The 26,424-nt window shown below is 63.1% G+C and carries 29 protein-coding genes and 1 other RNA gene; 13 read left to right on the plus strand and 17 right to left on the minus strand.

What is annotated here, in order from left to right; all coding sequences use genetic code 11:
- Window positions 1-70 precede the first annotated feature (70 nt).
- The 6 genes from ACO08C_RS03120 to ACO08C_RS03145 all read right to left on the minus strand — a co-directional run bounded on the left by ACO08C_RS03120 (window position 71) and on the right by ACO08C_RS03145 (window position 4,781).
- A complete protein-coding gene (locus ACO08C_RS03120) occupies window positions 71-265 on the minus strand; it encodes a DUF2065 domain-containing protein (RefSeq protein WP_421787459.1) in 195 nt (64 codons plus the stop codon).
- A gap of 9 nt (window positions 266-274) precedes the next feature.
- Window positions 275-1,165, minus strand: coding sequence for a protease modulator HflC (gene hflC, locus ACO08C_RS03125; protein WP_421787461.1), 891 nt, complete (start codon window positions 1,163-1,165; stop codon window positions 275-277).
- Window positions 1,165-2,310 carry an FtsH protease activity modulator HflK gene (gene hflK / locus ACO08C_RS03130; RefSeq protein WP_421787463.1) on the minus strand — a complete coding sequence of 382 codons (1,146 nt, stop codon included), beginning with the start codon at window positions 2,308-2,310 and terminating at the stop codon, window positions 1,165-1,167. Before hflK ends, hflC begins: the two co-directional genes overlap by 1 nt.
- Window positions 2,311-2,557: 247 nt before the next feature.
- Entirely contained in the window at window positions 2,558-3,064 is a 507-nt protein-coding gene (locus tag ACO08C_RS03135; protein ID WP_421787465.1) for a dihydrofolate reductase, read from the minus strand.
- On the minus strand, window positions 3,061-3,930 hold the full coding sequence (locus ACO08C_RS03140) for a TIR domain-containing protein (protein WP_421787467.1): 870 nt from the start codon (window positions 3,928-3,930) through the stop codon (window positions 3,061-3,063). The genes ACO08C_RS03135 and ACO08C_RS03140 overlap by 4 nt, the downstream gene beginning before the upstream one ends.
- On the minus strand, window positions 3,927-4,781 hold the full coding sequence (locus tag ACO08C_RS03145) for a thymidylate synthase (RefSeq protein WP_421787469.1): 855 nt from the start codon (window positions 4,779-4,781) through the stop codon (window positions 3,927-3,929). The genes ACO08C_RS03140 and ACO08C_RS03145 overlap by 4 nt, the downstream gene beginning before the upstream one ends.
- Window positions 4,782-5,013: 232 nt before the next feature.
- Between ACO08C_RS03145 and ACO08C_RS03150 the strand changes: the two genes are divergently transcribed.
- From ACO08C_RS03150 to ACO08C_RS03160, 3 genes are all read left to right on the plus strand, one after another.
- The gene (locus ACO08C_RS03150; protein WP_421787471.1) at window positions 5,014-5,478 is read left to right on the plus strand and encodes a helix-turn-helix domain-containing protein; all 465 of its coding nucleotides are present in this window, start codon (window positions 5,014-5,016) and stop codon (window positions 5,476-5,478) included.
- Between the two features lie 70 nt (window positions 5,479-5,548).
- Entirely contained in the window at window positions 5,549-5,932 is a 384-nt protein-coding gene (locus tag ACO08C_RS03155) for a VOC family protein (protein WP_421787473.1), read from the plus strand.
- A gap of 282 nt (window positions 5,933-6,214) precedes the next feature.
- The gene (locus tag ACO08C_RS03160) at window positions 6,215-6,670 is read left to right on the plus strand and encodes a YciI family protein (protein ID WP_421787475.1); all 456 of its coding nucleotides are present in this window, start codon (window positions 6,215-6,217) and stop codon (window positions 6,668-6,670) included.
- A 364-nt stretch (window positions 6,671-7,034) separates the two neighbouring features.
- Here the strand turns inward: ACO08C_RS03160 and ACO08C_RS03165 are convergent, their stop codons facing one another.
- Window positions 7,035-8,090 carry a DUF6624 domain-containing protein gene (locus tag ACO08C_RS03165; RefSeq protein WP_421787477.1) on the minus strand — a complete coding sequence of 352 codons (1,056 nt, stop codon included), beginning with the start codon at window positions 8,088-8,090 and terminating at the stop codon, window positions 7,035-7,037.
- 141 nt (window positions 8,091-8,231) lie between these two features.
- Between ACO08C_RS03165 and ssrA the strand changes: the two genes are divergently transcribed.
- Window positions 8,232-8,595: a transfer-messenger RNA gene (gene ssrA, locus ACO08C_RS03170) on the plus strand.
- Between the two features lie 477 nt (window positions 8,596-9,072).
- Here the strand turns inward: ssrA and ACO08C_RS03175 are convergent.
- Window positions 9,073-10,419 (minus strand): cytochrome P450, encoded by a 1,347-nt coding sequence (locus tag ACO08C_RS03175; protein WP_421787479.1) that lies wholly within the window; start codon window positions 10,417-10,419, stop codon window positions 9,073-9,075.
- Between the two features lie 140 nt (window positions 10,420-10,559).
- On the opposite strand from ACO08C_RS03175, the gene ACO08C_RS03180 reads away from it, so the two are divergent.
- Genes ACO08C_RS03180 through ACO08C_RS03190 form a run of 3 tightly spaced genes read left to right on the plus strand, consistent with a single transcriptional unit; the run spans window position 10,560 to window position 12,743 of the window.
- Entirely contained in the window at window positions 10,560-11,093 is a 534-nt protein-coding gene (locus ACO08C_RS03180) for an SspB family protein (RefSeq protein ID WP_421787481.1), read from the plus strand.
- A complete protein-coding gene (locus tag ACO08C_RS03185; protein WP_421787483.1) occupies window positions 11,090-11,566 on the plus strand; it encodes a PaaI family thioesterase in 477 nt (158 codons plus the stop codon). The genes ACO08C_RS03180 and ACO08C_RS03185 overlap by 4 nt, the downstream gene beginning before the upstream one ends.
- Window positions 11,556-12,743, plus strand: a complete 1,188-nt coding sequence (locus tag ACO08C_RS03190) for an MFS transporter (RefSeq protein WP_421787485.1) — start codon at window positions 11,556-11,558, stop codon at window positions 12,741-12,743. Before ACO08C_RS03185 ends, ACO08C_RS03190 begins: the two co-directional genes overlap by 11 nt.
- Window positions 12,744-13,039: 296 nt before the next feature.
- Here ACO08C_RS03190 and ACO08C_RS03195 read toward each other — a convergent pair whose 3' ends face one another.
- Window positions 13,040-13,450: a RusA family crossover junction endodeoxyribonuclease gene (locus tag ACO08C_RS03195; protein WP_421787487.1), complete on the minus strand. Its 411-nt coding sequence runs from the start codon at window positions 13,448-13,450 to the stop codon at window positions 13,040-13,042.
- A gap of 81 nt (window positions 13,451-13,531) precedes the next feature.
- Between ACO08C_RS03195 and fumC the strand changes: the two genes are divergently transcribed.
- Window positions 13,532-14,923 carry a class II fumarate hydratase gene (gene fumC, locus ACO08C_RS03200; RefSeq protein WP_421787489.1) on the plus strand — a complete coding sequence of 464 codons (1,392 nt, stop codon included), beginning with the start codon at window positions 13,532-13,534 and terminating at the stop codon, window positions 14,921-14,923.
- Between the two features lie 106 nt (window positions 14,924-15,029).
- Here the strand turns inward: fumC and ACO08C_RS03205 are convergent, their stop codons facing one another.
- Together ACO08C_RS03205 and ACO08C_RS03210 are read right to left on the minus strand one after the other, a co-directional pair.
- A complete protein-coding gene (locus ACO08C_RS03205; RefSeq protein WP_421787490.1) occupies window positions 15,030-16,460 on the minus strand; it encodes a hypothetical protein in 1,431 nt (476 codons plus the stop codon).
- 74 nt (window positions 16,461-16,534) lie between these two features.
- Window positions 16,535-17,203: a DNA-3-methyladenine glycosylase I gene (locus ACO08C_RS03210; protein ID WP_421787492.1), complete on the minus strand. Its 669-nt coding sequence runs from the start codon at window positions 17,201-17,203 to the stop codon at window positions 16,535-16,537.
- A gap of 62 nt (window positions 17,204-17,265) precedes the next feature.
- Here ACO08C_RS03210 and ACO08C_RS03215 point away from each other — a divergent pair, with 62 nt between their 5' ends.
- Window positions 17,266-17,505: a ribbon-helix-helix domain-containing protein gene (locus ACO08C_RS03215; RefSeq protein ID WP_421787494.1), complete on the plus strand. Its 240-nt coding sequence runs from the start codon at window positions 17,266-17,268 to the stop codon at window positions 17,503-17,505.
- On the opposite strand, the gene ACO08C_RS03220 is transcribed toward ACO08C_RS03215, so the two are convergent.
- From ACO08C_RS03220 to ACO08C_RS03240, 5 genes are read right to left on the minus strand one after another with little or no spacing between them, the layout of a single operon-like run.
- On the minus strand, window positions 17,472-18,074 hold the full coding sequence (locus tag ACO08C_RS03220; RefSeq protein ID WP_421787496.1) for a hypothetical protein: 603 nt from the start codon (window positions 18,072-18,074) through the stop codon (window positions 17,472-17,474). The genes ACO08C_RS03215 and ACO08C_RS03220 overlap by 34 nt on opposite strands.
- Window positions 18,075-18,133: 59 nt before the next feature.
- Window positions 18,134-18,613, minus strand: coding sequence for an SRPBCC domain-containing protein (locus tag ACO08C_RS03225; RefSeq protein WP_421787498.1), 480 nt, complete (start codon window positions 18,611-18,613; stop codon window positions 18,134-18,136).
- Window positions 18,594-18,908: an ArsR/SmtB family transcription factor gene (locus tag ACO08C_RS03230; protein ID WP_421787500.1), complete on the minus strand. Its 315-nt coding sequence runs from the start codon at window positions 18,906-18,908 to the stop codon at window positions 18,594-18,596. Before ACO08C_RS03230 ends, ACO08C_RS03225 begins: the two co-directional genes overlap by 20 nt.
- A gap of 30 nt (window positions 18,909-18,938) precedes the next feature.
- On the minus strand, window positions 18,939-19,355 hold the full coding sequence (locus tag ACO08C_RS03235) for an SRPBCC family protein (protein ID WP_421787502.1): 417 nt from the start codon (window positions 19,353-19,355) through the stop codon (window positions 18,939-18,941).
- A complete protein-coding gene (locus ACO08C_RS03240) occupies window positions 19,339-19,656 on the minus strand; it encodes an ArsR/SmtB family transcription factor (RefSeq protein ID WP_421787506.1) in 318 nt (105 codons plus the stop codon). The genes ACO08C_RS03235 and ACO08C_RS03240 overlap by 17 nt, the downstream gene beginning before the upstream one ends.
- 100 nt (window positions 19,657-19,756) lie before the next feature.
- Between ACO08C_RS03240 and ACO08C_RS03245 the strand changes: the two genes are divergently transcribed.
- Window positions 19,757-20,992, plus strand: coding sequence for an MFS transporter (locus tag ACO08C_RS03245; protein WP_421787508.1), 1,236 nt, complete (start codon window positions 19,757-19,759; stop codon window positions 20,990-20,992).
- A gap of 31 nt (window positions 20,993-21,023) precedes the next feature.
- Window positions 21,024-22,658 (plus strand): chloride channel protein, encoded by a 1,635-nt coding sequence (locus ACO08C_RS03250; protein ID WP_421787510.1) that lies wholly within the window; start codon window positions 21,024-21,026, stop codon window positions 22,656-22,658.
- Between the two features lie 89 nt (window positions 22,659-22,747).
- Here the strand turns inward: ACO08C_RS03250 and ACO08C_RS03255 are convergent, their stop codons facing one another.
- On the minus strand, window positions 22,748-23,182 hold the full coding sequence (locus ACO08C_RS03255) for a hypothetical protein (RefSeq protein WP_421787511.1): 435 nt from the start codon (window positions 23,180-23,182) through the stop codon (window positions 22,748-22,750).
- A gap of 147 nt (window positions 23,183-23,329) precedes the next feature.
- Here ACO08C_RS03255 and ACO08C_RS03260 point away from each other — a divergent pair, with 147 nt between their 5' ends.
- Entirely contained in the window at window positions 23,330-23,968 is a 639-nt protein-coding gene (locus ACO08C_RS03260) for a CDGSH iron-sulfur domain-containing protein (RefSeq protein WP_421787513.1), read from the plus strand.
- Between the two features lie 63 nt (window positions 23,969-24,031).
- Window positions 24,032-26,329 (plus strand): ATP-dependent helicase, encoded by a 2,298-nt coding sequence (locus ACO08C_RS03265; RefSeq protein WP_421787515.1) that lies wholly within the window; start codon window positions 24,032-24,034, stop codon window positions 26,327-26,329.
- Window positions 26,330-26,424: the final 95 nt, after the last annotated feature.

Below are 26,424 nucleotides of genomic sequence, written 5' to 3' on the forward strand. Positions count from 1 at the left end.
GTCATGCCGCGAAGCGCCGTACAGAGCAAGCTGGCTGACGTTATCGTCAAGAATATGTGCATTCGTTGAACTAAATGAAGCGCTGCGCCAGCGCGACGATGGCAACGCCCAGCGCCAATGCAAACAGCCCGGCCAGACGCAAGGCGCCGGCCGGGCTGTTGAGGACTTCCGCCATCATGCGCTTCATTGCACCCGGCGCGGCGGCATAGGCCAAGCCTTCGACCGCCAACGCCAGGCCAATTCCCAGCAGGATGTAACCCAGCATGGCTTGTGCCTACTGGTTCCCGCGTTCAGCACCGAAATACTCGAAGAATTCGGAATCCGGCGGGATGACGATCGGGGTGCCGGTCCGGATCGCCGCTTCATAGGCCAGCATGGACCGATAGAAGGCGAAGAATTCCGGATCGCGGTTATACGCTTCGGCATAGATGGCGTTTCGCCGGCCGTCGCCCTCACCGCGCAAACGCTGGGCGTCGGCTTGCGCTTCCGCCCGGATAATCGTCGCGTCGCGATCGGCTTCGGCGCGGATTTCCTGAGCCACCTGCTCGCCTTCGGCGCGGATACCGGCGGCTTCCTGCTCACGTTCCGAACGCATCCGCTGGAAGACCCGCTCGGCGATGGTCGTCGGAAGGTCAGCGCGCAGGATACGAACGTCGATGACCTCAATGCCGAGATCCTGGGCCCGCACCTGAGTTTCCACCGCGTTCTGAACGCGATCCATCAGCGCCGACCGCTGACCGGAAATCACATCCTGTGACGGGATCGAGGCGATTACGCCGCGCAGGCTGTCATTCATGATCGAGCGCAGCCGGCCGCGAGCGCCCTGCTCGTTGCGGACCGTCTGATAGAAGCGCAGCGGATTGGCGATGCGATAGCGCAGGAAGGCGTCCACCACGAGGCGTTCCTGGTCGGCCGCCTGGATTTCCTCGGGCAGCATGTCGTACTCGATATTGCGCCGGTCGAAATACGTGACTTGCGTGATGAAGGGCGCCTTGAAGTGAAGGCCGGCCTCGTCATTGCCGATGGCATTGACGACGCGCACCGGGTTACCGAATTGCAAGAGCAGCGCGCTCTGGCGCTCATTTACCGTGTATACGCTTTGCGACAGCACGATCGCCACACCGACGACGGCGATCAGCGAGATGGTCGAGAAGAGGCGTCCCATTACTGACCTCCCTGCGTGCGGTTGCGGCCCAGCTGGTCAAGCGGAAGATAAGGCACCGCATTTCCTTCCTGGTCGAGGATGATCAGCTCGGAATTGCCGAGGATCTGTTCCATGGTTTCAAGATACATGCGCCGCCGGGTGACATCCGGAGCCAGCGCATACTCGTCGTAAATCGCCACGAAGCGGTCGGCATCACCCTGGGCTTGGGCAATCACGGAGTCGCGATAGGCCTGGGCTTGCTGGGTAATCTGCGCGGCTTCACCGCGCGCCTGCGGGATGACCCGGTTGGCATGCGCCGTCGCGTTGAGCCGCGCCCGTTCGGCATCCTGCGCTGCGGAGTCGACGTCCCGGAAGGCGTCGATCACCGATTGTGGCGCCTGCGATCGTTCGAGGTTGACCTGCAGGATCTGGATACCGGCCTCGTACTCGTTGAGCGTTTCCTGCATAACTTCGCGGGTGCGCTGGGACACCTCGGCACGGGCCGTGGTGATGATCGGCACCAGGTCCGACGTGCCCACGACTTCGCGCATCGCGCTTTCCGCCACAGCGCGGACCGCGGATTCCGGATCGCGGACATTGAAGACGAAGTCATCAATGTTGGCTGTATCCACGCGCCACTGCACTTCAAACGCGATGTCGACGATATTCTCGTCGCGGGTCAGCATCTGGCTTTCCGCAACATTGTTGGCGCCAATGGAAATCGTCCGGGTTTCCGTCACATTCGGCAGTTCCACCGTTTCGATCGGCCAGGGCAGTTTGAGGTTCAGGCCCGGCGGTGCGGTGCGCACATATTCGCCGAACCGCATGACCACGCCGACCTGCTCGGGCTGAACCTGGTAGACCGCCCGGCCCGGCCAGATGATGACGCCGAAGCCGATGATCAGGGCGATGATGATCGCACCGAAAATGCCGCCGCCCTTGCCGCCGGACTTGCCGGAACGGCCGGATCCGCCGCCACCGAACATGCCGCGCAAGCCGTCCTGCAGCTTGCCGACGAGCTCGTCTAGATCGGGGGGTTCCTGACCGCCGCGGCCACCGCCGCCACCGCCATTTTGTCCCCAGGGATTGTTGCGGTCTCGACCGCCATTTCCGCCGGAGCCCCAAGGGCCGCCGCCGCCTCCACCTGCATTGTCATTCCAGGGCATGAGGGGGTTTTCCTCCATCAAAACGGATGTTGGGGCATATCTGGACGCGTTTCGGTGCCGTTTCAAGCGGAACGGGTGCGACCCGTTTCCCTCCCCTGCGCCGGATTATCCGCCGCCGCCGACTGCAAAACCGGCTACCGGGTCCCCCGGGATCGACTCATGGGTCCATCTTTTCATGATTGATCGATCCCCTGATCGCCCGCCTTAGCGGATGCCGGCAAGTCCGGAGCCCCAGGGCGAGGTTTGTTCAGCGCCGCTCGAGAATGCGATAGACGAAAGCGTGATCGTCGTCGGGGCCGGCGGGGAAGGACTCGCTCCGGACTTCCTTCCATATTGCCGGTTCGAAGGGTGACAGCACGGCATCGCCTTCCGGTTCTGCTTCGACCTCTGTCAGATAGATGCGGTCCGCGACCTGGCGGGTTGCAGCATATATCTGCGCGCCGCCGATGACGCAGATCTCACCGGCCCCATCCATATCGGCGCGGATATGCGCTTCGTCGAAAGCGGCGCCGAGATCGCCCACCACAATGGCCTTCTCGGCATGATAGCCCGGTGTGCGGGTGACCACGATATTGGTGCGCCCCGGCAGCGGTTTGACCGGCAGGCTTTCCCAGGTCTTGCGGCCCATGATGACGGGCTTTCCCAGCGTGTTCTTCTTGAACAGTTTGAGATCGGATTTCAGCCGCCACGGCAAATCGCCGTCCCGGCCGATGACGCCGTTTTTCGCGACGGCAACGACGAGGGCGGTTTTCATGACTCGCTCCACTTCTGCGCAACCAAGGCGATTGCTGGCAAGCCTTTCTCGTCCCAGTAGGCGCCCGTGTCATTCGCCGGGCCGAAAAAGGTAACGGCATTTGCCCATACGGATTTCACCGGTTCCGCAAAGAGGCGTTTTGCATCAACTTCGTCGATATCGCCTTCGAGCACGGCCGAAGACAAGCTGTTGAGAAAAGCATAGACGGTGCGAAATGCCGCTACATGTTCCGATGTTGCGCCGTCGATCGGGTGTGTGACGCCGTCCCGCAGCCCATCCCGCGCCATAAGTAGCTCGGCCGAATTCCATAGGCGTTTGTAGTCGTCGAACGACAATGACTTTAGCGACGGCCCGGTTTCACTGATGGCTTTCTTTCCCGACGTTCGACGCTCGGCCGTCTGGACCGCAGTTCGGATAGACCGCCGGATCTTGTTGCAGGCCGCGCCGACCGCGGCGATCAGGTTCCCATCGCTTCGGCTGCCGCTGAAGGTCAGGGGTTCATAACCTCTCAAATCACTCGGCAGGAGCAATTCCGCATCTGCGCGCGGCGTGACAGCAAACGTCCGATTTTGACCGAGCTTTCCGATCACCAAACCAAGTTCCAGAATGACATTGTCCCGGACCGTGCGTCCTTGTTGGCCGCGGCGCTTAAGATCGTCATCCCGACTAAACACAAAAACCGCAAAATCGAATTGATCGATTTTTTCTTCGAGATTTTCCAGTGTGGTCCGCGCCGGATCAAAAACGTCTTGGTTCCAGACCGTCACATCTGCGTCGTACTCAAGCTCCTCCTGGATTGCCCGGGCGATTTCCAGCCCCTCGACAGACGACCCAATGAAGACCGCCGGCAGCCGGACACCGGTCATTTCGCCACAGGCGCCTCGATGAAGGGGTGTGGGTCATATCCTTCTACGTCAACATCATCATACTCAAAATCGAAGAGGTTTGTTTTGTTGGGATTGACGGTCAACCGGGGTAAGGCGCGCGGCGTGCGCGAGAGCTGCTCCCTCACCTGGTCCATGTGGTTGGTATAGATGTGAGCGTCGCCAAAGGTGTGAATATACTCGCCCACTTCGAGATTGCAGACCTGTGCCACGAGATGGGTCAGCAGCGCATAAGAGGCGATGTTGAAGGGCACGCCGATAAACATGTCCGCCGAGCGCTGATAGAGCTGGCAGGAGAGTTTTCCGTTCGCGACATTGAACTGGTAGAGCGTGTGGCAGGGCGGCAGGGCCATGTTGGGCACATCCGCCGGATTCCAGCCAGAGACGATCAACCGCCGCGAGGCCGGATTGGTGCGGATCTGTTCGATGATGTTCGTGAGCTGGTCGATCTCGGTGCCGTCGGGCCCTTCCCAGCGGCGCCATTGCTTGCCGTAGACCGGGCCGAGATCGCCATTCTCATCCGCCCATTTATCCCAGATTTTTACGCCGCGTTCCTGCAACCAGCGGACATTCGTTTCGCCGCGCAAAAACCAGAACAGCTCGATGGCGAGGGATTTAAAGAACACCTTTTTGGTGGTCAGTAGCGGGAAGCCCTTGGAGAGGTCGCACCGCAGCTGGCGCCCGAAGACGGACAGCGTGCCGACGCCGGTGCGGTCGTCCTGCCGCGCGCCTTTGCGCAGAATATCCTCCAGCAGATCGAGATAGGCCGCCTCGACATCCGATCCGGCGGAGCGGTCGGGCCGGAAATCCGTGATCTGTTCTGCATTCGCCATGAAGCCGTCCTTTCGAGCGGATACTCTAACGATTCGGGTTAAACGATCGCACCCGGAATCACCGGGCTTTCCACATCTACATTTTCCGGCTCCGAAGCCCGCCGCGGATGAGCTCCGGCGTGTCACTGGCGGGCTCGTGACGTGGGACTGACGCCCCATTGGCGTGGCGTGTTTCCGCGTTTGCTGGCTTTTCGGCCGGGTCTGATTAAAACCCGAGCCCGAGGAGTGTTTCATGGCTTTCAAGACCGATACCGCAAAGATCAAACGCTGGCGTGAAGAGCGTCACTGGTCGCAGGAACATCTGGCCGAGCTGGCCGGCATCGGCGTGCGCACGGTGCAGCGCGTCGAGAATGGCGAACCGGCCTCGCGCGAGACGCTGACGGCGCTGGCCGCGGCCTTCAATGTCGAGGCCATGGCGTTGTGCATCGATCCGGAAACCGAGGCCGCGGAGATCGCCGATCAACGCAGCACGGAAGCGGCCGCCGCTCTGCGGCTGTCCTTTTTCATCCACCTTGTCGGTTATGCGATGGGCATGGTCGTGTTCGCCGCCATCAGTATCAATACGGGCTATTTCATCATGAAATGGCCGGCGCTCTGGTGGACGGTCGGCCTGGCAGGCCATGCCGTGCCGGTTGTGCTGATCTCGCTCGTCGCGCGCCATCGCCGGGCCATGGGCATCGCTCACACGCGGAATTGATCGATTCGCGCTTGCACCCCGGCCGGTTTCCGATAGATTGAAGCGACCAGAACATAGAGGGAACAAGCAAATGCTGGGTTATGTAACATTGGGTACCAACGACCTGCAGAAAGCGGCCGCATTCTACGACAAGCTTTGCGGCGAGCTGGGTGTCGGCCGGATGATGGGCGACGATAATTTCATTGCCTGGGGAAAGCCGGGCGGCGGGGCCGGAATCGGCCTTACCAAGCCCTATGACGGCAATCCGGCAACCGTCGGCAATGGCGTGATGGCCGCTTTCCAGTGCGAAAGCCCCGAGCAGGTGGACAAGATCTACAATCTCGCCATCTCGCTGGGCGCCAAGGACGAAGGCCCGGCCGGCGATCGCGGCGGCAATTTCTATGCCGGCTATTTCCGCGATCCCGACGGTAACAAGCTGAATGCGTTCTGCATGACCGGGCCGTTCGGCGGCTAGTCATTGCTCTGAACAGCGGCGGGGCGGTGATGCTTTGTCACCGCCTGCTGCTTGCCGGAAAGAACACCGCTTTTGCGGTATTTCCTTTTCTGGAGGTTTGAACCTTCAGTCTGGCTCAAAGCCGGATAGCGGCTTTACCGTGGCATCCGGCGGAACCGCGGGCTGCGCAGGGGCCGCGGCGGGTTGGTACCGAATGATGCGCGTTACGGAATGACGCATTGAACGCCGTCGCCATCGCAGTTTTGCTTGCGCCTCGGACAAGCTGGACATGAAGGGTTCATCATGAAGGTATCGACCGGGAGGCTGCGGAGCGTGGCCGCAGGTCTGTTTTTTGTCTTGGGTATTGTTTCACCGGTCGCCGCCGCGGCACAGGAGACCGCCGCGCCGTTTGCCGGCTTTGAAAGCCCCTATTACGTGTTCCAGTTCGGCCCCGGCGAGAACTGGATCGAGGGCCGGGCGCCGTTCGAGCAAGATTTGGCTGGCCATTTCGCCTATATGGGTCAGCTGGCCAGTGAGGGCGTGCTGGTTCATGGCGGCCCGCTCGATCGCGGCGATGGCAGCCATGCCATGGGCGTCATCCGCGCCGACAACCTCGCACACGCGCACGAAATCATGGCGCAGGACCCGGCGCTGCAGGCCGATGTCTATCGCCTCCTGGCGCTCGACCGCTGGATCGCCCTTGCCGGATCCGGCGACGGCATCGATGCCAGCGAGGTCGTCGGGCCCGGCTCTCCCTGATCACGCGGATGCGAGCTTGCTCCGCTTGACTGGTCTCGCAGTGGACAAGAGTTGCGGCTAGCCTGCGCGCGGCATGACGGATTCGAGAACAGACACGCGGCGTAACAACGACACGCCAGATGCAACTGCGTGCGCGAACTGCGCAGCGCCACCGTTTGGCGCGTTCTGCGCACAGTGCGGACAATCCCGCAAAAGTATCGAGCGGTCCTTCCTGTCGCTCGCCGGAGAAGCCCTGGGCGACATCCTGCAATGGGATGGACGTTTTCTGACCACCTGCCGGCAATTGTTCTCGCGGCCCGGCCGGGTCGCTCGTGATTATGGTACTGTCCGGGCTCCAGACCGCATCTCGTCCCTAAAAGAATCGCTACTCCGACCATTGAAAGCGAGCTTCGATGGCGGACTCTTCCGCCTGCATGCGTCCGCACCAGTCGGAATGCTGCTGTTCGATTTGCGCCAGCGGCATCAAACCCATGCTCGCGCGCCGGTCGTCCAGCGCCCCCGGGTCGGCAATACCGTTCCGGGGATGGGCGTCATCCGAATGACACGACCATAGCGTTCCGTATAATTGCGGCTCGCCGAGATTGACCAATCGCCGATCGACGAGACGGGCGATCATCGCCAGCCTGTCTTGTTCATGGTCTTCCGGCAGGTTGATGCTGGCGAGATATTGCGCCACCTCAAGCTGAAAGTCCGGAAAGTGGTCGGCGTGAAGGGCAATAATGAAAGAAGCGGTTGCGGTTCTGTCCTCGAAATTGTCAGGTTCGAAATGCCTCTCGAACTGGCCACGCATCCAAGCAACATTTTCCTGCTGGACCTTGCACAGATTGAGGAGGAAAACGATTTCAGCAATGCCGCCGGCCGCTGAATCGACCGGCAATCGGCCGTCGGCCGCAAATCGCCAACGCCGCCAGAACTGGTCCTGAAAATAAGCCAGCCGCAACGCGTTACCGCCCTCCCCTCCGCCAACATCGATTTCGTCGAGTGTTGTTGCGGTGGCGATGGAAAATGCGCGCATCGCCGCCGGGTCATAATTCGCCGGCAGGGCTTCCACAAACTGCGAGCGTGCGCGAGCCCACTCGCGGTCCACAATGGTCAGCACGGCGTTTCGGTCTGGACCGGCCTCGTAAATCCGGCGCGCCAATTGCTCGGCAATGGGAGGGCCGCAGGATATTTCGAGCGCCCATTGCGAGATGAGGCGGGCGGCGAATCGGTCGATCCAGGCGGCATCTGTGAGCGCGCCCGATTCGGCCGCGATGTCCTCTGCCAAGCCGGACAGCGACGGCTCCCCAAATTCCTCGCTGGCTGCCGGCGCGCCTCCAAAAGTGGCCAACAGAAGCGACAAGACCGTCACGCCCAGACGCGAAGCCTTGCCGCAACGGCCGGCAAGCAGGCTGCCCTTTATTGGTATCCAACCCTGCAACGCAGCCTCTCCGCCTCGGACACGACGTCCACGCTTTATTTCAAGTTGTAATCAAGGTGAGGCAGAAAATCCAATCGGGCAACCGCCATCGCGGACTCGCAGGAACGGCCGACAAGCTGCGGACCTGCCGACCGCACTTCTTCACTTCAAATTCACGCCCGCCATGCCTATATTGGCGGTGCTGGCTTGCCAGCTATGACGATAAACGGTGCGTGTAATAACCGGACTGGACCCGGGTGCGATTCCCGGCAGCTCCACCACTTTCCCGCCAGCGCGATGCGCCGGGCGGTTCTTACGGGGCTGATCAGGATCGACAGACGGCTAAAGACGTTTCTTTCGTCCGCATGGGTACCGTTAAATGCCCGTCTTAGTAGTTGCAAATGACAACTATGCTGAAGAGGTCGCTCTCGCTGCGTAATGCGGCGCGAGTATCTCGCTTTAAAGTCCTGAGCCCATAGCAAGCTCAGGCGGGGTCCGGGGGCGCCTGGCAACAGAAGCCCCCACTTTCTTGCCTTTTTCAGACCGATCGCACGTGCTGCTGCGGCACCCTGCGGCGCGCAGCCCCCGTCCTCCCCTTCAAGGGTAGGGATGAGAAGATAGGGCCCATCGGCATGTCCTCTCAAACGTCATCCCGGCGATACCCGCGTCCGCGGGCACGAGAAGCCGGACCCAGTTGCACCACTTCCGCCTGCAGGACCGGAGATAACCTGCCGGCGGCTTCGTCGCCGCGCGGAATGCGCGCGTGGATGGACAAACGTCACCGCCGCTCCGGGTCCCGGCTTGCGCCGGAATGACATGAGATTCTGTTCATTTGTCGCGCCATTACGGCAAACGCAGACGTGATGGCTTCGCCCGCTTGCAGCAGATGGCATTCCAGTTTTCCTCGTTTCCCTCCGGCTTGACCGGAGGGCCTCCCACGCTTCGAGATCCTCCGGTCAATCCGGAGGAAGACAGTTGTTTTCAGAAGTTTCCGACACCCGCTTCAAACCCGCTCCACCACCAGCGGCAAACCGCCTTCCGGCCGCAAGGTCACGGTCATCACCGGATAGGGTTCATAGCCTTCCGGCACCGAAAAGCGCAGCCGTCGCTCCAGCGTAGCCAGAATCACCGCCGCCTCGGTCAACGCAAAGCCGGACCCGACGCACGCTCGCGGGCCGCCGCCGAAGGGCTTGAACAGCCAGGGATCGGTCGGGCGGTTCTCCGCTGCGAACCGCTCCGGATCGAAGCGGTCGGGTTCCGGCCAGTAACGGTGATGGCGATGCAGCGCATAGAAGGCGAGGATGGCGACATCGCCCTTTTTCGCCGTGCGCTCGCAGATTTGCGTGTCGCGGATCGCCTGGCGGCCAACCAGCGGCGCCGGCGGGTAGAGCCGCAACGTTTCGTCGACGATCTGTTTGGTGAACACGAGTTTTGGCAAATGCGCGGCCGTGAGCGGTGCCTCGCCCGCCACGTCCACGACCTCGGCACGGACGCGGTCCTGCCAGTCCGGCCGGCTGGCGAGGATGTAGAGCGCCCAGCCAATGGCGATGGCGGTGGTTTCATGACCGGCGATCACGAGGCTCAACACATTGTCGCGGATGTCGATGTCGGAGAGGCTGGCCCCGTCTCCGGCCTGCGCTTCGAGCAGTAATTGCAACAGGTCATCGCGGCTCGCAGCCCCAGCCCTGCGCTTACGGATCTCGCGCATCACGGCATCGCGCAGGGTTTTTCGGGCCTTCCGCGCCTTCGGGCCGAGCAGGCGGGGCGTTTTCTCCGGCAGCGGCAGGAGGTCGGAGAAGCGCGTGCGGCCGGTTTCGTCAAATACCCGCTCGATCGCGGCGCGAATAGCGGTGCGGTCGAAATCCTCCGGATCGGTGAACAGCGCCGCTTCGATCACACTCAAAGCCGCGTGATTAAGCGCCGGGGTAATGTCAGCAGCGCGGTCCTGTGCCGCCAGGCTGTCGGCGGCCGTCTCGGCGCCCTGCGCCATGTGCGGCACCAGCGCCTGGATGCGTTGGCGGACGAAGCCCGGCTGCATCGCCTTGCGCTGGACTTTCCACCAATCGCCGTGCGCGGTCAGGATCGCCTCGCCGAGGATCGGGCGGAGCATGCGCTGGATCAGGGGCGATTTGCGCCAGGCGTCGGGATCGTCGGCGAGCACCGCCTTCAATTCTTCCGGGCCGGAGAGCGTATGGACCGTGCGGCCGATAAAGGGTGCCGAAATGCGCGTGAACTGAAAAGCCTCCTGCGGCAGGATCTCGACCGGGGAATGACGCAGGACTTTTGCCGTCTGCCACAGTCCCAGCGGCCGGGTCTGCCGGGGAGGCATGGGAGGGGTGAAAACGGTCATCGTCCTCGCATTTCCGATCTGGCTTCTGTTGCCTTGAAGCTAGCGCATTGAAAGAAAATTGCAGTGCGGCAATCGAGTCGTCGTTGACGCCACAGGCGGCTTGGCTACGCTTCGGCGGCGGACTAATGGGGGAGTTCATCGTGGCGACTGACCTTATGCGCTACGATTTGCTGGCGCAGGAAGCCCTACGAGGCGTCATTCGGGAAGCGTTGATTCGCGCGGCGGGCCCCGACGGGCTGCCGGGCGCACACCATTTCTATATCAGCTTCAAGACCGAGGCCGCCGGTGTCGATATCGATGACAGCCTGAAGTCGAAATATCCCGAGGAAATGACGATCGTCCTGGAACACCAGTTCTGGGACCTCAATCCGCAGGACGATTTCTTCGAGGTGACGTTAAAATTCGGCGGTGTGCCGAAATATCTCAAAGTCCCCTATTCCGCCGTCAATCGCTTCCACGATCCGTCGGTCGGCTTCCACTTGCAGTTCGAACCGATGATGCAGGCCATCGCGGAAGACGATACCGAGGCCGAAGCCCCAGAACCGGCGAAACTGGAAAAGCCGGCGGCAAAGGCGAAAAAATCCGAGAAGGCCAAGGACGCGCCGAAGAAAACCGCCAAGGCGTCTGGCGATGGGGCCGAGGTTGTGAGCCTCGACAGCTTCCGCAAGAAATGACGTTTCCCAAACCGCCCTGGGACGAAGCGACGATCCGCCGCTTCTTCACGGAATCACCCAACCAGCTTTTCTATTCCGAACTGCTCGGCTTCAAATTCATCGAATTGAATTGCGAGGAGATGTGGTTCGAGGCCGGCTGGGAACCCGACAAGCGCGTCTCCAGTCCGACCGGCGCGGTGCAGGGCGGCATGGTGACGGCGATGCTCGATGATGTGATGTCTTTGGCCGCGATCACGGTGGCCGGGTTTGACGGGGTGGTGCCGACGCTGGAAATGAAGACCAGCTTCATCTCGCCGGTGTGGCCGGGCCCGCTGAAATCCAAGGGCCAGGTGATCAAGAAGGGCAAGCAGTTCTTCTTCACCGAAGGCTGGCTGTGGGACGCCGAGGACCGCCTCCTCGCCAAGGCCAGTGCAACCTGCTTCCACAAGCCGCACAGCGAAGTGAAGCGGATCAAGGCCGAACGTGGGCTCTAGAGCCCGGTCCCTGACGCTCATCATCGCGGCCCAGGTGCTCGCGCTGTCGGTCTGGTTCGCCGGAACCGCCGCCCTGCCCGGTCTGCTCGTCGCGGGCGAGCTGGGGCGCGGTTCGCAAGCGGCGCTCACGAGCTCGGTGCAGACCGGTTTCGTGCTGGGCGCATTGATCAGCGCGATCCTTGGCCTGTCCGACCGATATGATCCGCGCCGGGTGTTCGCCGCAGGCGCGATCGCCGCGGCCTTCGCCAACCTCCTTGCGACACTCGTCGAGCCGGGCGGTGCTGCGATGATCGCCCTGCGCGGCCTCGCGGGAGCCTCACTGGCGCTGGTCTATCCGGTCGGCATGAAGCTCGCCATGGGCTGGGCGAAAGGCGATGCGGGCTGGCTGATCGGCCTCTTGGTCGGCGCGCTGACACTCGGATCGGCGACGCCCTTCGCCTTTACCCTGCTGTCCGATGGGACAGGCTGGCAGGCCCCCTTCTTCTTGAGCGCGGGGGCGGCCTTCCTGGCGGCGGCGATGATCCTGATGGCCGCGAACGGCCCGGCGATGCGCACCGGCGTGCGCTTCGATCCCGGCGCGATTTTCATCGCCTTCCGCGACCCGGCGCTGCGCTATGCCAATCTCGGCTATCTCGGCCACATGTGGGAGCTTTATGCGATGTGGGCCTGGGTGCCGGTCTTCCTGCACGCCTATTTCGCCGACGCATTCCCCGCTGACCTGACCGCCTTTGCGGTGATCGCCGTTGGAGCCCTTGGCTGCGTGGCCGCCGGACGGGCGGCCGATCGCCATGGCCGCACAGCCATCACCATGCTGGCCATGGCGGTGAGCGGTGCATGCGCGCTTGTTTCCGGCTTCCTGTTCGGCGCGCCGGCCTGGCTGCTGGTGCCGGTGATGCTCGTCTGGGGGATCAGCGTGATCGCCGACAGCGCGCAGTTCTCTGCCGCCATCGCAGAATTGTCGCCGCCGGAGCGGAGCGGCACGCTGTTGACCCTGCAAACCGCGATGGGGTTCGCACTGACCGCGCTGCTCATCCAGCTGCTGCCCCTATGGATCGATTTTGCCGGCTGGACCTACGCCTTCATTCCGTTGGCGATCGGTCCGGCGTTCGGCATCTGGGCAATGGCGCGGCTGCGGGCCCGGCCGGAAGCGGTGAAGCTGGCCGGCGGTCGGCGCTGAATGCTCGATTATCCGACTAGAACCTAGGCAAGGCCGAAATCACGAATAGCCAGAATACAAGCCAAGCGAGTGCCACCCACAGAGACCAGAAAAACAGTCCGAAAACTACACCTCGAGTGACAGTGCGCCGCAAGTCCCTAATCGTAGCATCTGACAATTTCTTGCGGGCAATTTCCGGGAACGGGCTATCGTCATCAATCGGCGCATCACGGCGATCAACCGTTGCCGACGAAGTACTGGAACTCTTGCGGCCTGCGGGCTGGTTCTTAATGTCGTCGAGTTCCTTTTTTATGTTCTCAAACATTTGGATCCCCGACTGACAGGGACTGCGAAGCGTCCCGGTTCAGGGGCCGCGCCCTGACCTTCACGCGGGCGCGGTCCGCGAGGACCTTCTCGACCATCAGTTTCTCGACCTGGCTGTCATCGTGGAAGACGCAGCCGGTCAATGCGTCGAGCACCGCCTTGGCGACATTGTCGACATCGTGCACGGGGGAATGCTCGGTGCGCTCGATGCGGATCTCGACCTCATAGGGGCCGTATTTCGGGCGCACGCGCTTGAATTCAGTCCGGAAAAACTCGCCGATCAGCGTCTTGAAGCGTTTCGATTGCGAGGTCAGCGCGTCAACGCGCAGATGAAGGCTGTCACCAGACATCGCGGCCTGAACCCGTCCTTTCCCGATCCAATCCAGTTTGTCGTCTTGATCCATGGTGTACGGGTGATACACGTCCGAATCGATTTGTCAGTCACCATCTGCCGATCCCGGCCATTGCGCAAGGAGCCTCCCGCGATGAGCGAAACCCGCACCGAAACCGACAGCTTTGGCCCGCTCGAGGTTCCGTCCGACAAGCTCTACGGCGCCCAATCGGCCCGCTCCCTCATCAATTTCGCGATCGGCGAGGAGACCATGCCGGCGCCGATGATCCGCGCATTGGGTATCATCAAGCGCTCCTCGGCGCGTGTGAACAAGGCGTTCGACAATCTCGAACCGGAGCTGGCCGATGCGATTGCGCAGGCGGCGCAGGAAGTCGCCGAGGGCAAGCTGAACGATCATTTCCCGCTTTCGGTCTGGCAGACCGGGTCGGGCACGCAGTCGAACATGAATGTCAACGAGGTGGTTTCCAATCGCGCTATCCAGATTCTCGGCGGCGAAGTTGGTTCCAAGGACCCGGTCCACCCGAACGATCATGTCAATCGCTCGCAATCCTCGAACGACACCTTCCCGACGGCGATGCACATCGCGGCCGCCGAGGAGATGCATCACCGTCTGCTGCCAGCGCTGCAGACGCTGCGCAATGCGCTCAACGACAAGGCAGCAAGCTTCAAGGACATCATCAAGATCGGCCGCACGCACTTGCAGGATGCCACACCGCTGACGCTCGGCCAGGAGTTTTCCGGCTATGTCGCGCAGCTCGATCTCGGCATGCAGCGGGTCAAGGAAGGGCTCGACTATCTCTTCTACCTCGCCCAGGGCGGTACCGCCGTCGGCACCGGCATCAACGCCAAGCCGGGCTTCGACACGGCGTTTGCCGAGGACGTGGCGAACTATACCGGCCTGCCCTTCAAGACGGCGCCGAACAAGTTCGAGGCGCTGGCGGCGCACGATGCTTACGTGTCCGCCCATGGCGCGCTCAATACGCTGGCCGCCTCGCTCAACAAGATCGCCAATGATATCCGGCTGATGGGTTCCGGGCCGCGCTGCGGGCTGGGCGAGATTTCGCTGCCGGAAAACGAGCCGGGCTCGTCAATCATGCCGGGCAAGGTCAATCCGACCCAGTGCGAGGCGCTGACCATGGTCTGCGCCCAGGTGATGGGCAATCATGTCGCGATCACCGTCGGCGGCGCGCAGGGGCATTTCGAACTCAACGTGTTCAAGCCGATGATGGCCTACAACATGCTGCAATCGATCCGCATCCTGTCGGATGCCTGCGTGTCCTTCACCGAGCGCTGCGTTGTCGGCATCGTCGCCAATGAGGACCGGATCACCGACCTGATGGAAAAGTCGCTGATGCTGGTGACGGCGCTGGCGCCGACCATCGGCTATGACAATGCGACCACGGTGGCCAAAACCGCGCACAAGAACGGCACGACGCTGAAGGAAGAGGCGGTGAAGCTGGGATTCGTCACGGCGGAGGAATTCGACCGCGTGGTGATCCCGGCGGACATGATCAAGCCGAAATAATCTTTTTCTCCCCCTGCTTGCGGGGGGAGTGGTCCGGAGGACCGAGGGGGCGATGGCCCCCTCCGTCAGCTTCGCTGCCACCTCCCCCGTGAACGGGGGAGGAAAACTACCCTTCCAAATCCGCCCACACCGCTTCCATCGCCGGATCGCGGCCGGCGGCATAGGCCTCGAACGTCAGCGGTGCGGAAATATCGATATCGAGATCGTCGACGATGACCGGGAAGATGTGAAGGCTGCCCCAATGGCAGATGAAAATCCCCTCGCAACCATTCTGCAGGTCGTAGAACCCGGTTGAATAGCGCGCACGGAAGCCGGAATTCGGCAGTGAGAACCACCAGCCCTCGGCCCAGAATTGCAGCCGGTCGCCGATCGGTTCGCCGACGAGGTATGTGCGGTCCGGCCCGGCTTCCTTGGCCATCGCCAGATTGACGATGCCGGCCGAGAAGGTGTTGCCGGAGGCGAGCAGGTAGACCCGGCCGTCCTCGCCGACAATGTCGCCCAGCGCCGTCATCAGCGGCTCGGTCTGAGTGAGATCGCCACCGCCATTGAAGCGCTGATCCACGATGATGGTGCGAGGGGCCAGTGCGCGGATTTCCGCTTCGGCGCGCGCGACCCAGGCGCTCAACGGCTCACCGCTATCATCGTCGAGATTGGCGCGGAGCGACACATAGACGGTCTCACCATCGGGCAGCGCTTCGAACCAGTAGGCGTTGTCCGGGTGACGCAGATAAAGCGGATCCCCGGCCGGCTCGAAGACGCGCCATTGATCGTGTTCCCGCCGCCAGGGCTGCAGAAGGTCTCCGGAAAAGACGCGTTCGCCATCGGCCGAAGGCGGCACCTCTTCGAGCGTCACGATCTGGGTCGATCCGTCCGTCAGGATCACCTCCAGCGTCGTGATCTCCGCTGCCATACCCACCGCGGCCAGATAGTCCGGGGATTCCAGCAGCAGCGGCGCGAAGGTCAGATAGCTCTCATCGACCCCGCCGAACGCGTCGCGGAAAGCCCAGACCGCCGCGTCCGCCGAAATGCCATTGATCGCCGTGATTTGCGCACCGAGCATCGCCTGATGACCCGGCAGGGCGCGCAGGACACGCAGTTCACCGGCGAACCAGGCCGAGCGGATTGGGAGGCGCGGAAACGGTTGCACCATGCGGGTCGCTGATGCGTTCGAATGACCGTTGTCGATCCGTGCCTGCAGGCGCGCCAGTTCGAGCTGGAATTCCGCATCGGTCAGGGTCGCGGCGCGTGCCGCCAACGCATCGATGGCGTCGGCGAAGGCTTGCCGGCTTTCGGCATCGAACGAGCGCTCATTGCGTCGGACATGATCGAAATGCTCGAGGTCCTGCAAGCGGGCTTGCGCCACGGTTTCCGGCTCACCCTGGAAGAGCGGGGAGACCGGGATCGGGTGAAAGGCGATGATCGTCGCGCCAATCAACAGGACGCCGCGGCCAAACCAGGCCAGGATGGCCAGCCCGATCAGATAGCCCCACCAGGGAATGATGCGGAACGGCCAGGTAATGGTGCGCCAAAAGGACATGTCTGCAGAGCCTCTCGTTTTCGGTCAGCTTCGAGATGCGCACAAACGTGTCTTCAGATGCAATGCTTCTGCAATCAACCGACGCTCAATGCCAGCAATCGTGAAATTTCTGTCTGCGAGCGCCCGCTTTCCTCGGCCCAGTGACTAAAGGCGGCCTGCACCTTCTTCATCGCACCCTTCGAGGTCGGGGGCTTGTCGATCACGCCCTCGCGGATCAGCGCCTTGACCACATCGCCGGAAGCGATGAACGCATCCCAACCGGAAAAGCGCAGGAAGTACTGACCCGTGCTGCCACCGAGCCGGGAACCGCGCTTGGCGAACACGTCCAGCAGGCCGATCTGATCCGAGGCCGGCCAGCCCGCCAGGAAGGCGCCAAACCCGCCCTGCTCGGCGGCAATTTCCTGGATGAATTGCGCGTTCTTGACCGTGGCCACGATCTTCTGACCGTTGCGGACAATGCGCTCGTCGGACACGAGACGCGCAATGTCATCGTCGGAATAGAGCGCGACCTTGCCGGGATCGAACCCGTCAAAGGCGGCCTCGAACCCGTCCCATTTGGCTTCGATCACTTTCCAGACAAAGCCGGCGGAAAACACCGCCTTGGCCATGCCGGCGAGCCAGCGATCATCGGGGATCGCGGTGAGCTCTTTCGCCGGCAACGGCCGGCCGAGTTTTGCCGCCACCGCTTCACGGGTGCCATGATGCTCGATAGCGAGCGCTTCAATGTCCTTGAACGAACGCATGTTCGGCCTCCTTGCCGGTCACGCCGATATCGGATGATCTAGCGGCACGAAAGGCAAGCCACATGCTCGTGAAACGCTCGATCTCGATTGCCGGTCACCGCACCAGCCTGGCCCTGGAGCCGGAATTCTGGGCGGTGCTGGACGAGGTGGCGGAGAGCCGGGCCCTGCCGCTGGCCGCCCTTGTCCGCGAAATCGACACGGCGCGCGCCGCGCTCAATCCGGACCAGCCGCTGTCGTCCGCCTGCCGGGTATTCGCGCTCAAGCGGGTTCAGTCCCGGTCCGGATTGTCGGCGTCGACATAGCGGACCGGATCCTGGCCACAGCGAAATCCAGCGGCGAGATCGGCGGCCAGCGCATGCGCACGCGCATTCGCATCCGGCACCTGCATCGCATCGATATAGGCAATATGACAGGCGCTCACCGGGCCGTCCTCGCGCAGCGCTATGACGACAAGCACGTTGGCGTTTGTGGTGACGCCGCCGGTGTATTCACCGGTTTCGGAATTGTAATTCGGCGTCATGCCCCGATAGCGCACAATGGCCGCGTAAGGCTCGTTTTCGCCCTCGGCAAGGCGCCAGTCGATAACCGGACCGATGATCATGTCGAGCCCGCCGAGTTGCGGGCGCTCGTCGAACTGGGCATCGATTCCGTTGTGCCCAATCGCCATGGCGGACGAGTGCTCGCTATAGGGCAGCCAGATCTCGCGTCCGCCAAGCCCTTCACAGACCTGCAGATAGGGCGCGAGATCACCCGGATCGCGATCCTCGCAATTTTCCAGCCGGGTGAATTCGCTGCGGTCGGTCGCCAGGTCCTGCGCCCCGGCCACAGCCGAAAGGCCGGCAAAGCCGACGATGATCGAAAACAAACGCATGCTCTCCCCCTTTTGGCGGATGATGGCGTGGCCACCCCCATCCGCCAAGGAAAAACGGGTCAGGCGTGCGCGTGACACTGTTTGAGCAGGTTCGCCATGACCGGCTCCCACCCTTTATTGTAGTTGGGCCGCAATTCGGCGCCCTTCGGGTCTTTCTCCCAGTCGCGATGGACGAGATCGATCCGGGTCTGGCTTTCTCCTGTCGGAGTGAATATCACCTCAACCTCGGTGTGCTGGTCCTCCGGCTTGTCGAATCCCCAGGAAAACACCAGGCGGCGGCCCGGCTCCCAGACGCGGATCCGGCCCCAGCCGGCTTGCGTGCCGTCGGCGGCGGTTTCATAGATCCGGCCGCCCACACCCGGCTCGACGGCCACGCGTTCCGGCGTGACCCCGTGACGGTCCGCGCCGATGGAATGGGTTTCCTTCGGCCACCACTTGTCGAAACCTTCGGTAAAAAAGCGGAAAGCTGTTTCCGCATCGCGCTCAACCGTGATCGTTTTCTCGATCGGGGCGAGCTTCTCATTGGTCATTGTGTTCATGGCGTTCCAGCGCCTCCTTGTATCGGGCGAGCGCCGTCTCCCAGAACCCTTCAATCCAGCTGCGAAGCTCTTCGAGCCCGGCCAGCCGGATCGAGTAGATCCGCTTCGTGCCTCGCCGTTCCACCTCCACCAGACCGGCGTCGAGCAGTGCGTTGAGATGCTGCGAGATCGCCGGACGGCTTACGGGAAAATGCCGGGCGAGATCGCCTGCCGCGGCCGGTCCGCGCTGCAGATGTTCGAACACGGCGCGCCGTGTCGGGTCTGCGAGAATGGTGAGACTCTTTCCGTAAGCCATGACTTACGTTAGTACTTACTTACGTTTGAGTCAAGCTCCAGCGCTGGCAGCTTCGCGCAAGCGTCCGAAATGCTCGTCCCAGCCGGCATCGTGACCACACAGCATTTCGAATTCGGAGACTTGCGCGCCGTCGAATCCATCGTGCCGAAGCGACAAGCGGGTGCCGCCGTCGACCGCCTCGAGTGTCCATTGAACGCGCGACTCGTGGCCTTTCAGATGATTGTGCGTGAAGGTGTAGACGAGGGTCGTCGGCGGGTCGGCGGTCACCACCCTGCCCCAGCAGACAGCCTCACCATCCTCGCCGAGCAGCTCGTAAGCCTTGCCCGCCTCTAGCGGCACATTGCTGCGATGGAACCAACGCTCCAGCGCATCGGGTTGGGTCAGGAAATCCCAGACCTTTTCCGGGCTGGCGCGCAGGAATACGGTTTTCTCAATGATCGCGGTCATTGTATTGCTCCAATGCGGTTTTGAGAGTGTCGAGCTTGTCGTCCCAATAGCGGTCGAAGAAGGCCAGCCATTCGGCGACCTGGCGCAGCGGCAGGGGATTGAGCCGGTTCACGCGCTCACGCCCCCTGGGCTCGACACGGATAAGATCGCCCGCTTCGAGTATATGGAGATGTTTCGCGATGGCCGGCCGGCTGATGTCGAATTGCTCGGCGACCTCGCCGATGGACATTTCGCGTTCCGCCAGCAGCCCCAAAATCCGCCGCCGCGTCGGATCCGCGATCGCCTTGAATACGCTCTGCATACTTTCCTCATGAAACCGAATGGTTTCGCTTTTATGATACCTTTTGATTTCATGTCAAGACGCAACTTGACCGGCGTTTCAGGGCGCGCTCTAAGCGCCTATGTCCTCGCGCGACTCGGTTCAGCCGCAATGGGCGGTGTTCCGGCACACGCCCTATCTGATCTACTGGCTGGCCAGGTCGCTGACCTCCTTCGCGGTCCAGATTCAGGTCGTGGCGCTGGGCTGGCAGGTCTATGACATCACCCGCAATCCGCTCGATCTCGGCCTGATCGGCCTGTCGCAGTTTGCGCCGGCGCTATTGCTCGTTCTCGTCACCGGCGCTGCAGCCGACCGATTGTCGCGGCGCGGCATCATGATCGTCACGCTTCTGATTTCTGCGGCAGTGTCCGCCGCTCTGCTGGCCTTCACCTTCGCCGGCAGCCGCCAGGTCGCGTTGATCTATGCCCTGCTCGTCATCTTCGGCATCGCCCGGGCCTTCCGCGGGCCCGCCGTACAGGCCCTGCTTCCGAATATCGTGCCGCCGGCCCTGTTGTCGCGGGCCATCGCGCTCAACTCGTCTGCCTGGCAATTGACCACCATTGTCGGCCCGGTCGCGGGCGGGCTGCTCTACGGAGTGTCTCCGCTGGCGGCCTATGGCAGTGCCACAGCCCTCCTCTGCCTGGCGGCCTTTCTGGCCACCCAAATTCCGAAGCCGGAACAGCATACCGAGACCGAACCGCGCAGCTGGAACACCCTCCTCGCGGGCTTCCGCTATATCTGGAAAGAGAAGATCGTGCTGGGCGCGCTGTCGCTCGATCTTTTTGCCGTGCTGGTCGGCGGCGCGGTGGCGCTCCTGCCGGTCTTCGCGCGCGACATTCTGGACGTCGGGCCCTTCGGGCTTGGCCTTCTAAGGTCCAGCCAGGGTATCGGCGCGGTCGCCGTGGCGCTCTATCTCGCGGTCAATCCGATCCGCGATCATGCCGGTCTGTTCCTGTTTGTCTTCGTCGCGCTGTTCGGCGCCGCCATTGTCGTGTTCGGGGTGTCGGAACTGGTGTGGCTGTCCGTGGCCGCTCTGATGATTGCCGGCGGGGCCGACATGATCAGCGTCTATATCCGCGAAACCCTGGTGCAGTTGTGGACGCCCGACCGGCTGCGCGGCCGCGTCAATGCCGTCAACATGCTGTTTATCGGCGCGTCCAACGAGCTGGGGGAATTCCGCGCCGGTCTCACCGCCTTCCTGATCGGCGCCAAGGCGACGGTGATCGCCGGAGGCGTCGGCACGATCGCCATCGCGGCGATCTGGGCCAAGCTCTTCCCGGAGCTTCGAAACGCCCGCCATCTCGACGGCCGCCCTTGACGCATCCGACGGGCAGGCGTTCAAAAAGACGGTGACCGAGTCGCCCCGCTTTTCACCCATCGCATGGTTTTCGCGGCAATGGACCGAAGGCCGGTCGCCGGCGCTGTGGCTTCTGGGGGCGCTGATCGGCGTGCTCGCCGGATATGCCGCGCTCGGTTTCATCCTCGCCATCGAGGTCACCAGCTATCTGATGTTCGGCGCCGACCATGAATTGCTGGTCACCGGGGTGGCGGGCCTGCCCGCCTGGCAGATCATGTTCGCACCCGTTGCTGGCGGCATCATCGTCTCGGCGATGCTCTATGTCGGCTATTCGCGTGGCTGGCTGGTCGATGGCCGGACCGGCGCGGTGGCCGATGTGATGGAAGCGCGGGCCGCGCGCGGCGGGCAGATCACCCTGGCCGATGGCGTATTATCGGCCGGCATCTCCGCGGTCTCGCTGGGCTGCGGCGGCTCGGCGGGACGCGAAGGACCGGCGGTCCATCTGGGTGCGGCGCTCGCCTCGCTGATCGCGCGGCTGCTGCGCCTGCCGCCGCGGGCGATCCGGGTTCTGCTGGCGTGCGGCGCTGCGGCGGCCGTGGCGGCCAGCTTCAACGCACCGGTCGCGGGCGCGCTGTTCGCCTTCGAGATCGTGCTCGGCCATTATGCATTGCGTTCGATCGCGCCCGTCGCGATTGCCAGCGTGACCGGGGCGTTGATCTCGCGCGCCCATCTCGGCGCAACACCGGCCTTCTCCATGCCCGCCTTGTCGCCGGCCGGCCTTTTGGACCTGCCGGGCGTCATCGGTCTGGGGCTGATGAGTGCCCTGGTCGCCAGCGCCTTCGTGCTAAGCACCGTTCATACGCCGCGCTGGATCGGTCAGACGGCGCGGCAGATCGGGCTGCCGCTCTGGGCACTGCCACCCATTGGCGGCATCCTGATCGGCGGGCTGGCGCTGATCTCCCCGGAAATCCTGGGCGTCGGCTATGAAGCGACGGCGACCGCGCTGGCTGGCGGGTATACGATCCCGGTTCTCATCCTTCTGGTTGGCATGAAACTCGTGGCGACGGCGATCACGCTTGGCTTCCGCTTCGGCGGCGGCGTGTTTTCCCCCTCGCTCTATCTCGGCGCCATGCTGGGCGCGGCCTTCGGCGGGGTGTTGGCGATGACGGGCGCGGAAACCGCCGGCATTCCCTTTTATGCGGTTGTCGGCATGGGGGCTGTCGCCGGAGCCGCGCTCGGCGCGCCGCTGTCGACCACGCTGATCGTGTTCGAACTGACCGCCAGCTATGAAGCCTCCGTCGCGGTGCTGATCGCGGTCTCGCTGGCGACGGTGTTGAGCCAATCGCTGGCCGGCGGCAGCGTTTTTCACAAGCAGATCCTGCGGCGCGGCCTCGATCTGTCGCGCGGCCAGGCGCGGGTGCTCCTGCAAACCATCCGGGTGCGCGACATCATGGACCCGCTGCAAGAGGACGAGGCGGGGGCCGATGCCGACAAGGACGCGCCCTGCCTGTTCGAGGACGATTATCTCGGCAAGGCCATTGGTTTTCTGTCGGCGGAATCGCTGGACGGCACGGTAGTGCGCGCCAGGACGGGCGATCAGCCGGTTGTCGGCTATCTCACGCGCACCGAAGCGCATGCTGCCTATGCCAGAGCGCTGGCGGACGCGCATGAGGAAGAGCACCGCTAGCCGCCACCGTCAAACCGCACGGTGACGCCTTCCCCGGCAAGCGTGTAGACGGCGGACGGGCGCGCGGTCCACTCGCCGCCCTGTTCGATTCAGACATTCACCTCATATCCGTCCGGCCGCAGGCGGAATTGCGCCCGCAATCGGTCGATACCGATCGGGCCGTGTACGGTTTCAAGCGACTCAATCGTCGTCGAGTCGATCGGCGTCAGATAGCCGGTCGTGTAGAAATTCGCCGTAGTCGCATAGTGATAGGCAACGCGTTCATTCTCATAGTCCCAGAAATACAGCGTGCGGCCGCCATAGGCGCCATGGTTAAGCGAGTGCGTCGACTGCACGATCCGGCCGTCGACGACACGCTCCCAGCGGACAATGTCTACCGGCGCGCCATCCGGCTGGCCCGTCATGATCCAGGTCCGGCCCAACAGCGGCTCGAAAAAGGCGAGAGCCTCGGCGGCCGGGTCGTCCACAGATGTGGGCGTGTCCGTCTCCTGCAGCCACAACAGGGCGGCAATCAAGTCGATCATCGGCCTCCTCCAACTGGCCGATAGACTAGCGCGGGGCGCGGCGCTTGGCACGTCAAGATGCGCGGCGTGCGTGCGGCGCCCGACCGATCCTGGATGACAGGACAGCCGTCTTGCGGCAGGCTTGGCCGCGGGAAAAGGAGGCCCGCCATGCCCCGCGAACGCGTCAGCACCTATACCGGCGACAAGGTCGAAATCGTTTATGATCGCGACAAATGCATCCATGCCGCGGAATGCGGCCGCGGATCGGGCGTGTTGTTCGATGCGTCGAAAGATCCTTGGTGCGATCCCGATGCGGTCGATGCCGACACCGCTTTGAGCGTCGTGGCGCGATGTCCGACAGGCGCCCTGACGGCGCGCCGGCTGGACGGCGAATACACGCATGAAGTCAAAGGCGTGGCGCAGGTCCAGGTCAATCCGGACGGACCGCTCTATGTGGCCGGCGATCTGACACTCGACGGCAAACCGGCCCATCCGCGCCTGGCGCTGTGCCGATGCGGCGCCTCACGCCGCAAGCCGCTCTGTGACCGCAGCCACGGCAAAATCGATTTCAAGGACAGTGGGCCGGTTAATTGCGACCCCGGTGCAGAGACGATCGAAGCCGGACCGCTCAAGATTTCCTCGGTGCCGGACGGGCCGGTGATGATCGAGGGCCCGTTCGAGCTGCGTGCCGCCTCGGGCCGGGTTGCGATGCGCGGCAAACGCGCCGCGCTGTGCCGCTGCGGTCAGTCGAAAAACAAGCCCTTCTGCGATGGCAGTCACACGGAGGCCGGGTTTAAATCCGGCTGAGGGCTGTAAGTCTTGTGCTAGATTTGTTCTCCTTGCGCGAATCGTGGCGCTAGACTGGTTCTCATGAGCTCATCACCCCTGTCCCAGCAAGCCCGACCGCAGCCGCCCCGGCGCGAGGCGGCCTATCTTGACGGTCTCAATCCCGAGCAACGCTCGGCGGTCGAAGCGATCGAGGGCCCGGTCCTGGTGCTGGCCGGCGCCGGCACGGGCAAGACGCGCGTGCTGACGACACGGCTGGCGCATATCCTCGCCACCGGCCATGCGCGGCCGTGGGAAATCCTGTCGGTGACCTTCACCAACAAGGCGGCGCGCGAAATGAAGGAACGCGTCGGCAAGCTGATCGGCGAAGCCGTCGAAGGCCTGCCCTGGCTCGGCACCTTTCACTCCATCGCGGCGCAGATATTGCGCCGTCATGCCGAGCTGGTGGGGCTGAAATCCTCCTTCACCATTCTCGACACCGACGACCAGCAAAGACTGCTCAAACAGCTGATCCAGGCAGAAGGGATCGACGAAAAGCGCTGGACGCCGCGCTATCTGGCGGCGCTGATCGATGGCTGGAAGAATCGCGGGCTGACGCCGGACAAGCTGCCCGAGGATGCGAAATACCAGTTCGCTGACGGGGCGGGACAGAAGCTCTACGAGGCCTACCAGGCGCGCCTGCAAATCCTCAACGCCTGCGATTTCGGCGATCTCCTGCTGCACAATCTGACGATTTTCATGAAGCATCCGGACGTGCTCAAGGAGTATCACCGGAAATTCCGCTTCCTCCTGGTCGACGAGTACCAGGACACGAATGTCTGCCAGTATCTGTGGCTGCGGCTCCTGGCGCAGGGTTCGCACAATCTGTGCTGTGTCGGCGATGACGACCAGTCGATCTATGGCTGGCGCGGCGCCGAGGTCGACAACATTCTCCGCTTCGAGACCGATTTTCCGGGCGCGAAAGTTATCCGGCTGGAGCGCAATTACCGCTCGACCGGGCATATCCTCGGCGCGGCTTCGGGCCTGATCACGGCGAACAAATCGCGGCTCGGCAAGACGCTGTGGACCGAGGACGATCCGGGCGAAAAGGTCCAGGTGCGCGGCATCTGGGATGGCGAGGCCGAAGCGCGCTTTGTCGCCGACGAGATCGAGAGCTGGGTCAAGGGCGGCCGTCATCACCGCGAATGCGCCGTGCTGGTGCGCGCCTCCTGGCAAATGCGAGCTTTTGAAGACCGCTTCCTGATGCTCGGCATTCCCTACAAGGTGATCGGCGGGCCGCGCTTCTTCGAGCGCGCCGAAATCCGCGACGCGCATGCCTATTTCCGCCTGGTGCGCTCGATCGACGACGACCTCGCCTTCGAGCGCGTGGTCAATGTGCCCAAGCGCGGCATCGGCGCGACCAGCGTGCAGAAGGTGCAGCAGGCAGCGCGGGCGGCCGGCGTCTCAATGGCGGAAGCGGCACGGCTGATGACCGAGACCGACGAGATCCGCGGCTCGGCCAAGACCGGGCTGAAGACCTTCCTGCGCGATATCGCCCGCTGGGCCGAGATGGCCGGCACAATGCGCCATGACGAGCTCGCCGAGATCATCCTCGATGAAAGCGGCTACACCGCCATGTGGCGCGAGGACAAATCGCCCCAGGCCGCCGGCCGGCTCGACAATCTCAAGGAGCTGGTCCGCTCGATGGGCGAGTTCGACACGCTGGAAGCCTATCTCGAACATGTCTCGCTGGTGGCCGACATCGATACCGCTTCGGACGGGGACGAGGTGTCTCTGATGACGCTACACGCGGCCAAGGGGCTGGAATTTCCGCTGGTCTTCCTGCCCGGCTGGGAGGAGACGGTGTTTCCCTCGCAGCGGGCGCTCGACGAGGGCGGCACAGCAAGTCTCGAGGAAGAGCGCCGCCTCGCCTATGTCGGGCTGACCCGGGCGCGCGAGCGGGCGATCATCTCCTTTACCGCCAACCGCATGATTTTCGGACGCTGGCAGGCGGTGATCCCGTCGCGCTTTGTCGATGAATTGCCCGCCGACCATGCCGAGGCGGTCTCGGACACTGGCTATTACGATTCAGGACCGGGCTTTGAGGGCGTAAAGGAAACGCCGGACCCGTTCGTGTCGAGCTACACCTCGCCCGGCTGGAAGCGCTATCAGCAGGCGCATGGCGGCGGCCGCAAGGGCAGCGCCGCGGTGATTGAAGGCAAGGCGAACTATGTCGAGACCAGCTCGGCCGGCTCCGGCAAGTGGAAGCCGGGCGACCGGTGTTTCCACGACAAGTTCGGCTACGGCACGATCAGCCGCGCCGACGGGGCGAAGCTGACCGTCGCCTTCGACAAGGCCGGCGAGAAGAAGGTCGTGGAGAGCTTTGTGAGGGCGGAGCCTTGATCCCGTCTTGTGCTCCGACTCTTTGGACGGAGGCACACCCATCCTCCCCCTTCACGGGGGAGGTGGTCGAGCGCAGCGAGACCGGAGGGGGTGGC

Source organism: Hyphobacterium sp. (genome assembly GCF_965229905.1).
In the GTDB taxonomy this organism is placed as follows: Bacteria; Pseudomonadota; Alphaproteobacteria; order Caulobacterales; family Maricaulaceae; genus Hyphobacterium.

What these genes read in the sequence shown, in the direction of transcription:
- ACO08C_RS03120 (WP_421787459.1), bottom strand. Translation starts at nt 265, where the DNA reads ATGCTGGGTTACATCCTGCTGGGAATTGGCCTGGCGTTGGCGGTCGAA.
- hflC (WP_421787461.1), bottom strand. Translation starts at nt 1,165, where the DNA reads ATGGGACGCCTCTTCTCGACCATCTCGCTGATCGCCGTCGTCGGTGTG.
- hflK (WP_421787463.1), bottom strand. Translation starts at nt 2,310, where the DNA reads ATGCCCTGGAATGACAATGCAGGTGGAGGCGGCGGCGGCCCTTGGGGC.
- ACO08C_RS03135 (WP_421787465.1), bottom strand. Translation starts at nt 3,064, where the DNA reads ATGAAAACCGCCCTCGTCGTTGCCGTCGCGAAAAACGGCGTCATCGGC.
- ACO08C_RS03140 (WP_421787467.1), bottom strand. Translation starts at nt 3,930, where the DNA reads ATGACCGGTGTCCGGCTGCCGGCGGTCTTCATTGGGTCGTCTGTCGAG.
- ACO08C_RS03145 (WP_421787469.1), bottom strand. Translation starts at nt 4,781, where the DNA reads ATGGCGAATGCAGAACAGATCACGGATTTCCGGCCCGACCGCTCCGCC.
- ACO08C_RS03150 (WP_421787471.1), top strand. Translation starts at nt 5,014, where the DNA reads ATGGCTTTCAAGACCGATACCGCAAAGATCAAACGCTGGCGTGAAGAG.
- ACO08C_RS03155 (WP_421787473.1), top strand. Translation starts at nt 5,549, where the DNA reads ATGCTGGGTTATGTAACATTGGGTACCAACGACCTGCAGAAAGCGGCC.
- ACO08C_RS03160 (WP_421787475.1), top strand. Translation starts at nt 6,215, where the DNA reads ATGAAGGTATCGACCGGGAGGCTGCGGAGCGTGGCCGCAGGTCTGTTT.
- ACO08C_RS03175 (WP_421787479.1), bottom strand. Translation starts at nt 10,419, where the DNA reads ATGACCGTTTTCACCCCTCCCATGCCTCCCCGGCAGACCCGGCCGCTG.
- ACO08C_RS03185 (WP_421787483.1), top strand. Translation starts at nt 11,090, where the DNA reads ATGACGTTTCCCAAACCGCCCTGGGACGAAGCGACGATCCGCCGCTTC.
- ACO08C_RS03195 (WP_421787487.1), bottom strand. Translation starts at nt 13,450, where the DNA reads ATGGATCAAGACGACAAACTGGATTGGATCGGGAAAGGACGGGTTCAG.
- fumC (WP_421787489.1), top strand. Translation starts at nt 13,532, where the DNA reads ATGAGCGAAACCCGCACCGAAACCGACAGCTTTGGCCCGCTCGAGGTT.
- ACO08C_RS03205 (WP_421787490.1), bottom strand. Translation starts at nt 16,460, where the DNA reads ATGTCCTTTTGGCGCACCATTACCTGGCCGTTCCGCATCATTCCCTGG.
- ACO08C_RS03210 (WP_421787492.1), bottom strand. Translation starts at nt 17,203, where the DNA reads ATGCGTTCGTTCAAGGACATTGAAGCGCTCGCTATCGAGCATCATGGC.
- ACO08C_RS03215 (WP_421787494.1), top strand. Translation starts at nt 17,266, where the DNA reads ATGCTCGTGAAACGCTCGATCTCGATTGCCGGTCACCGCACCAGCCTG.
- ACO08C_RS03220 (WP_421787496.1), bottom strand. Translation starts at nt 18,074, where the DNA reads ATGCGTTTGTTTTCGATCATCGTCGGCTTTGCCGGCCTTTCGGCTGTG.
- ACO08C_RS03225 (WP_421787498.1), bottom strand. Translation starts at nt 18,613, where the DNA reads ATGAACACAATGACCAATGAGAAGCTCGCCCCGATCGAGAAAACGATC.
- ACO08C_RS03230 (WP_421787500.1), bottom strand. Translation starts at nt 18,908, where the DNA reads ATGGCTTACGGAAAGAGTCTCACCATTCTCGCAGACCCGACACGGCGC.
- ACO08C_RS03235 (WP_421787502.1), bottom strand. Translation starts at nt 19,355, where the DNA reads ATGACCGCGATCATTGAGAAAACCGTATTCCTGCGCGCCAGCCCGGAA.
- ACO08C_RS03240 (WP_421787506.1), bottom strand. Translation starts at nt 19,656, where the DNA reads ATGCAGAGCGTATTCAAGGCGATCGCGGATCCGACGCGGCGGCGGATT.
- ACO08C_RS03245 (WP_421787508.1), top strand. Translation starts at nt 19,757, where the DNA reads ATGTCCTCGCGCGACTCGGTTCAGCCGCAATGGGCGGTGTTCCGGCAC.
- ACO08C_RS03255 (WP_421787511.1), bottom strand. Translation starts at nt 23,182, where the DNA reads ATGATCGACTTGATTGCCGCCCTGTTGTGGCTGCAGGAGACGGACACG.
- ACO08C_RS03260 (WP_421787513.1), top strand. Translation starts at nt 23,330, where the DNA reads ATGCCCCGCGAACGCGTCAGCACCTATACCGGCGACAAGGTCGAAATC.
- ACO08C_RS03265 (WP_421787515.1), top strand. Translation starts at nt 24,032, where the DNA reads ATGAGCTCATCACCCCTGTCCCAGCAAGCCCGACCGCAGCCGCCCCGG.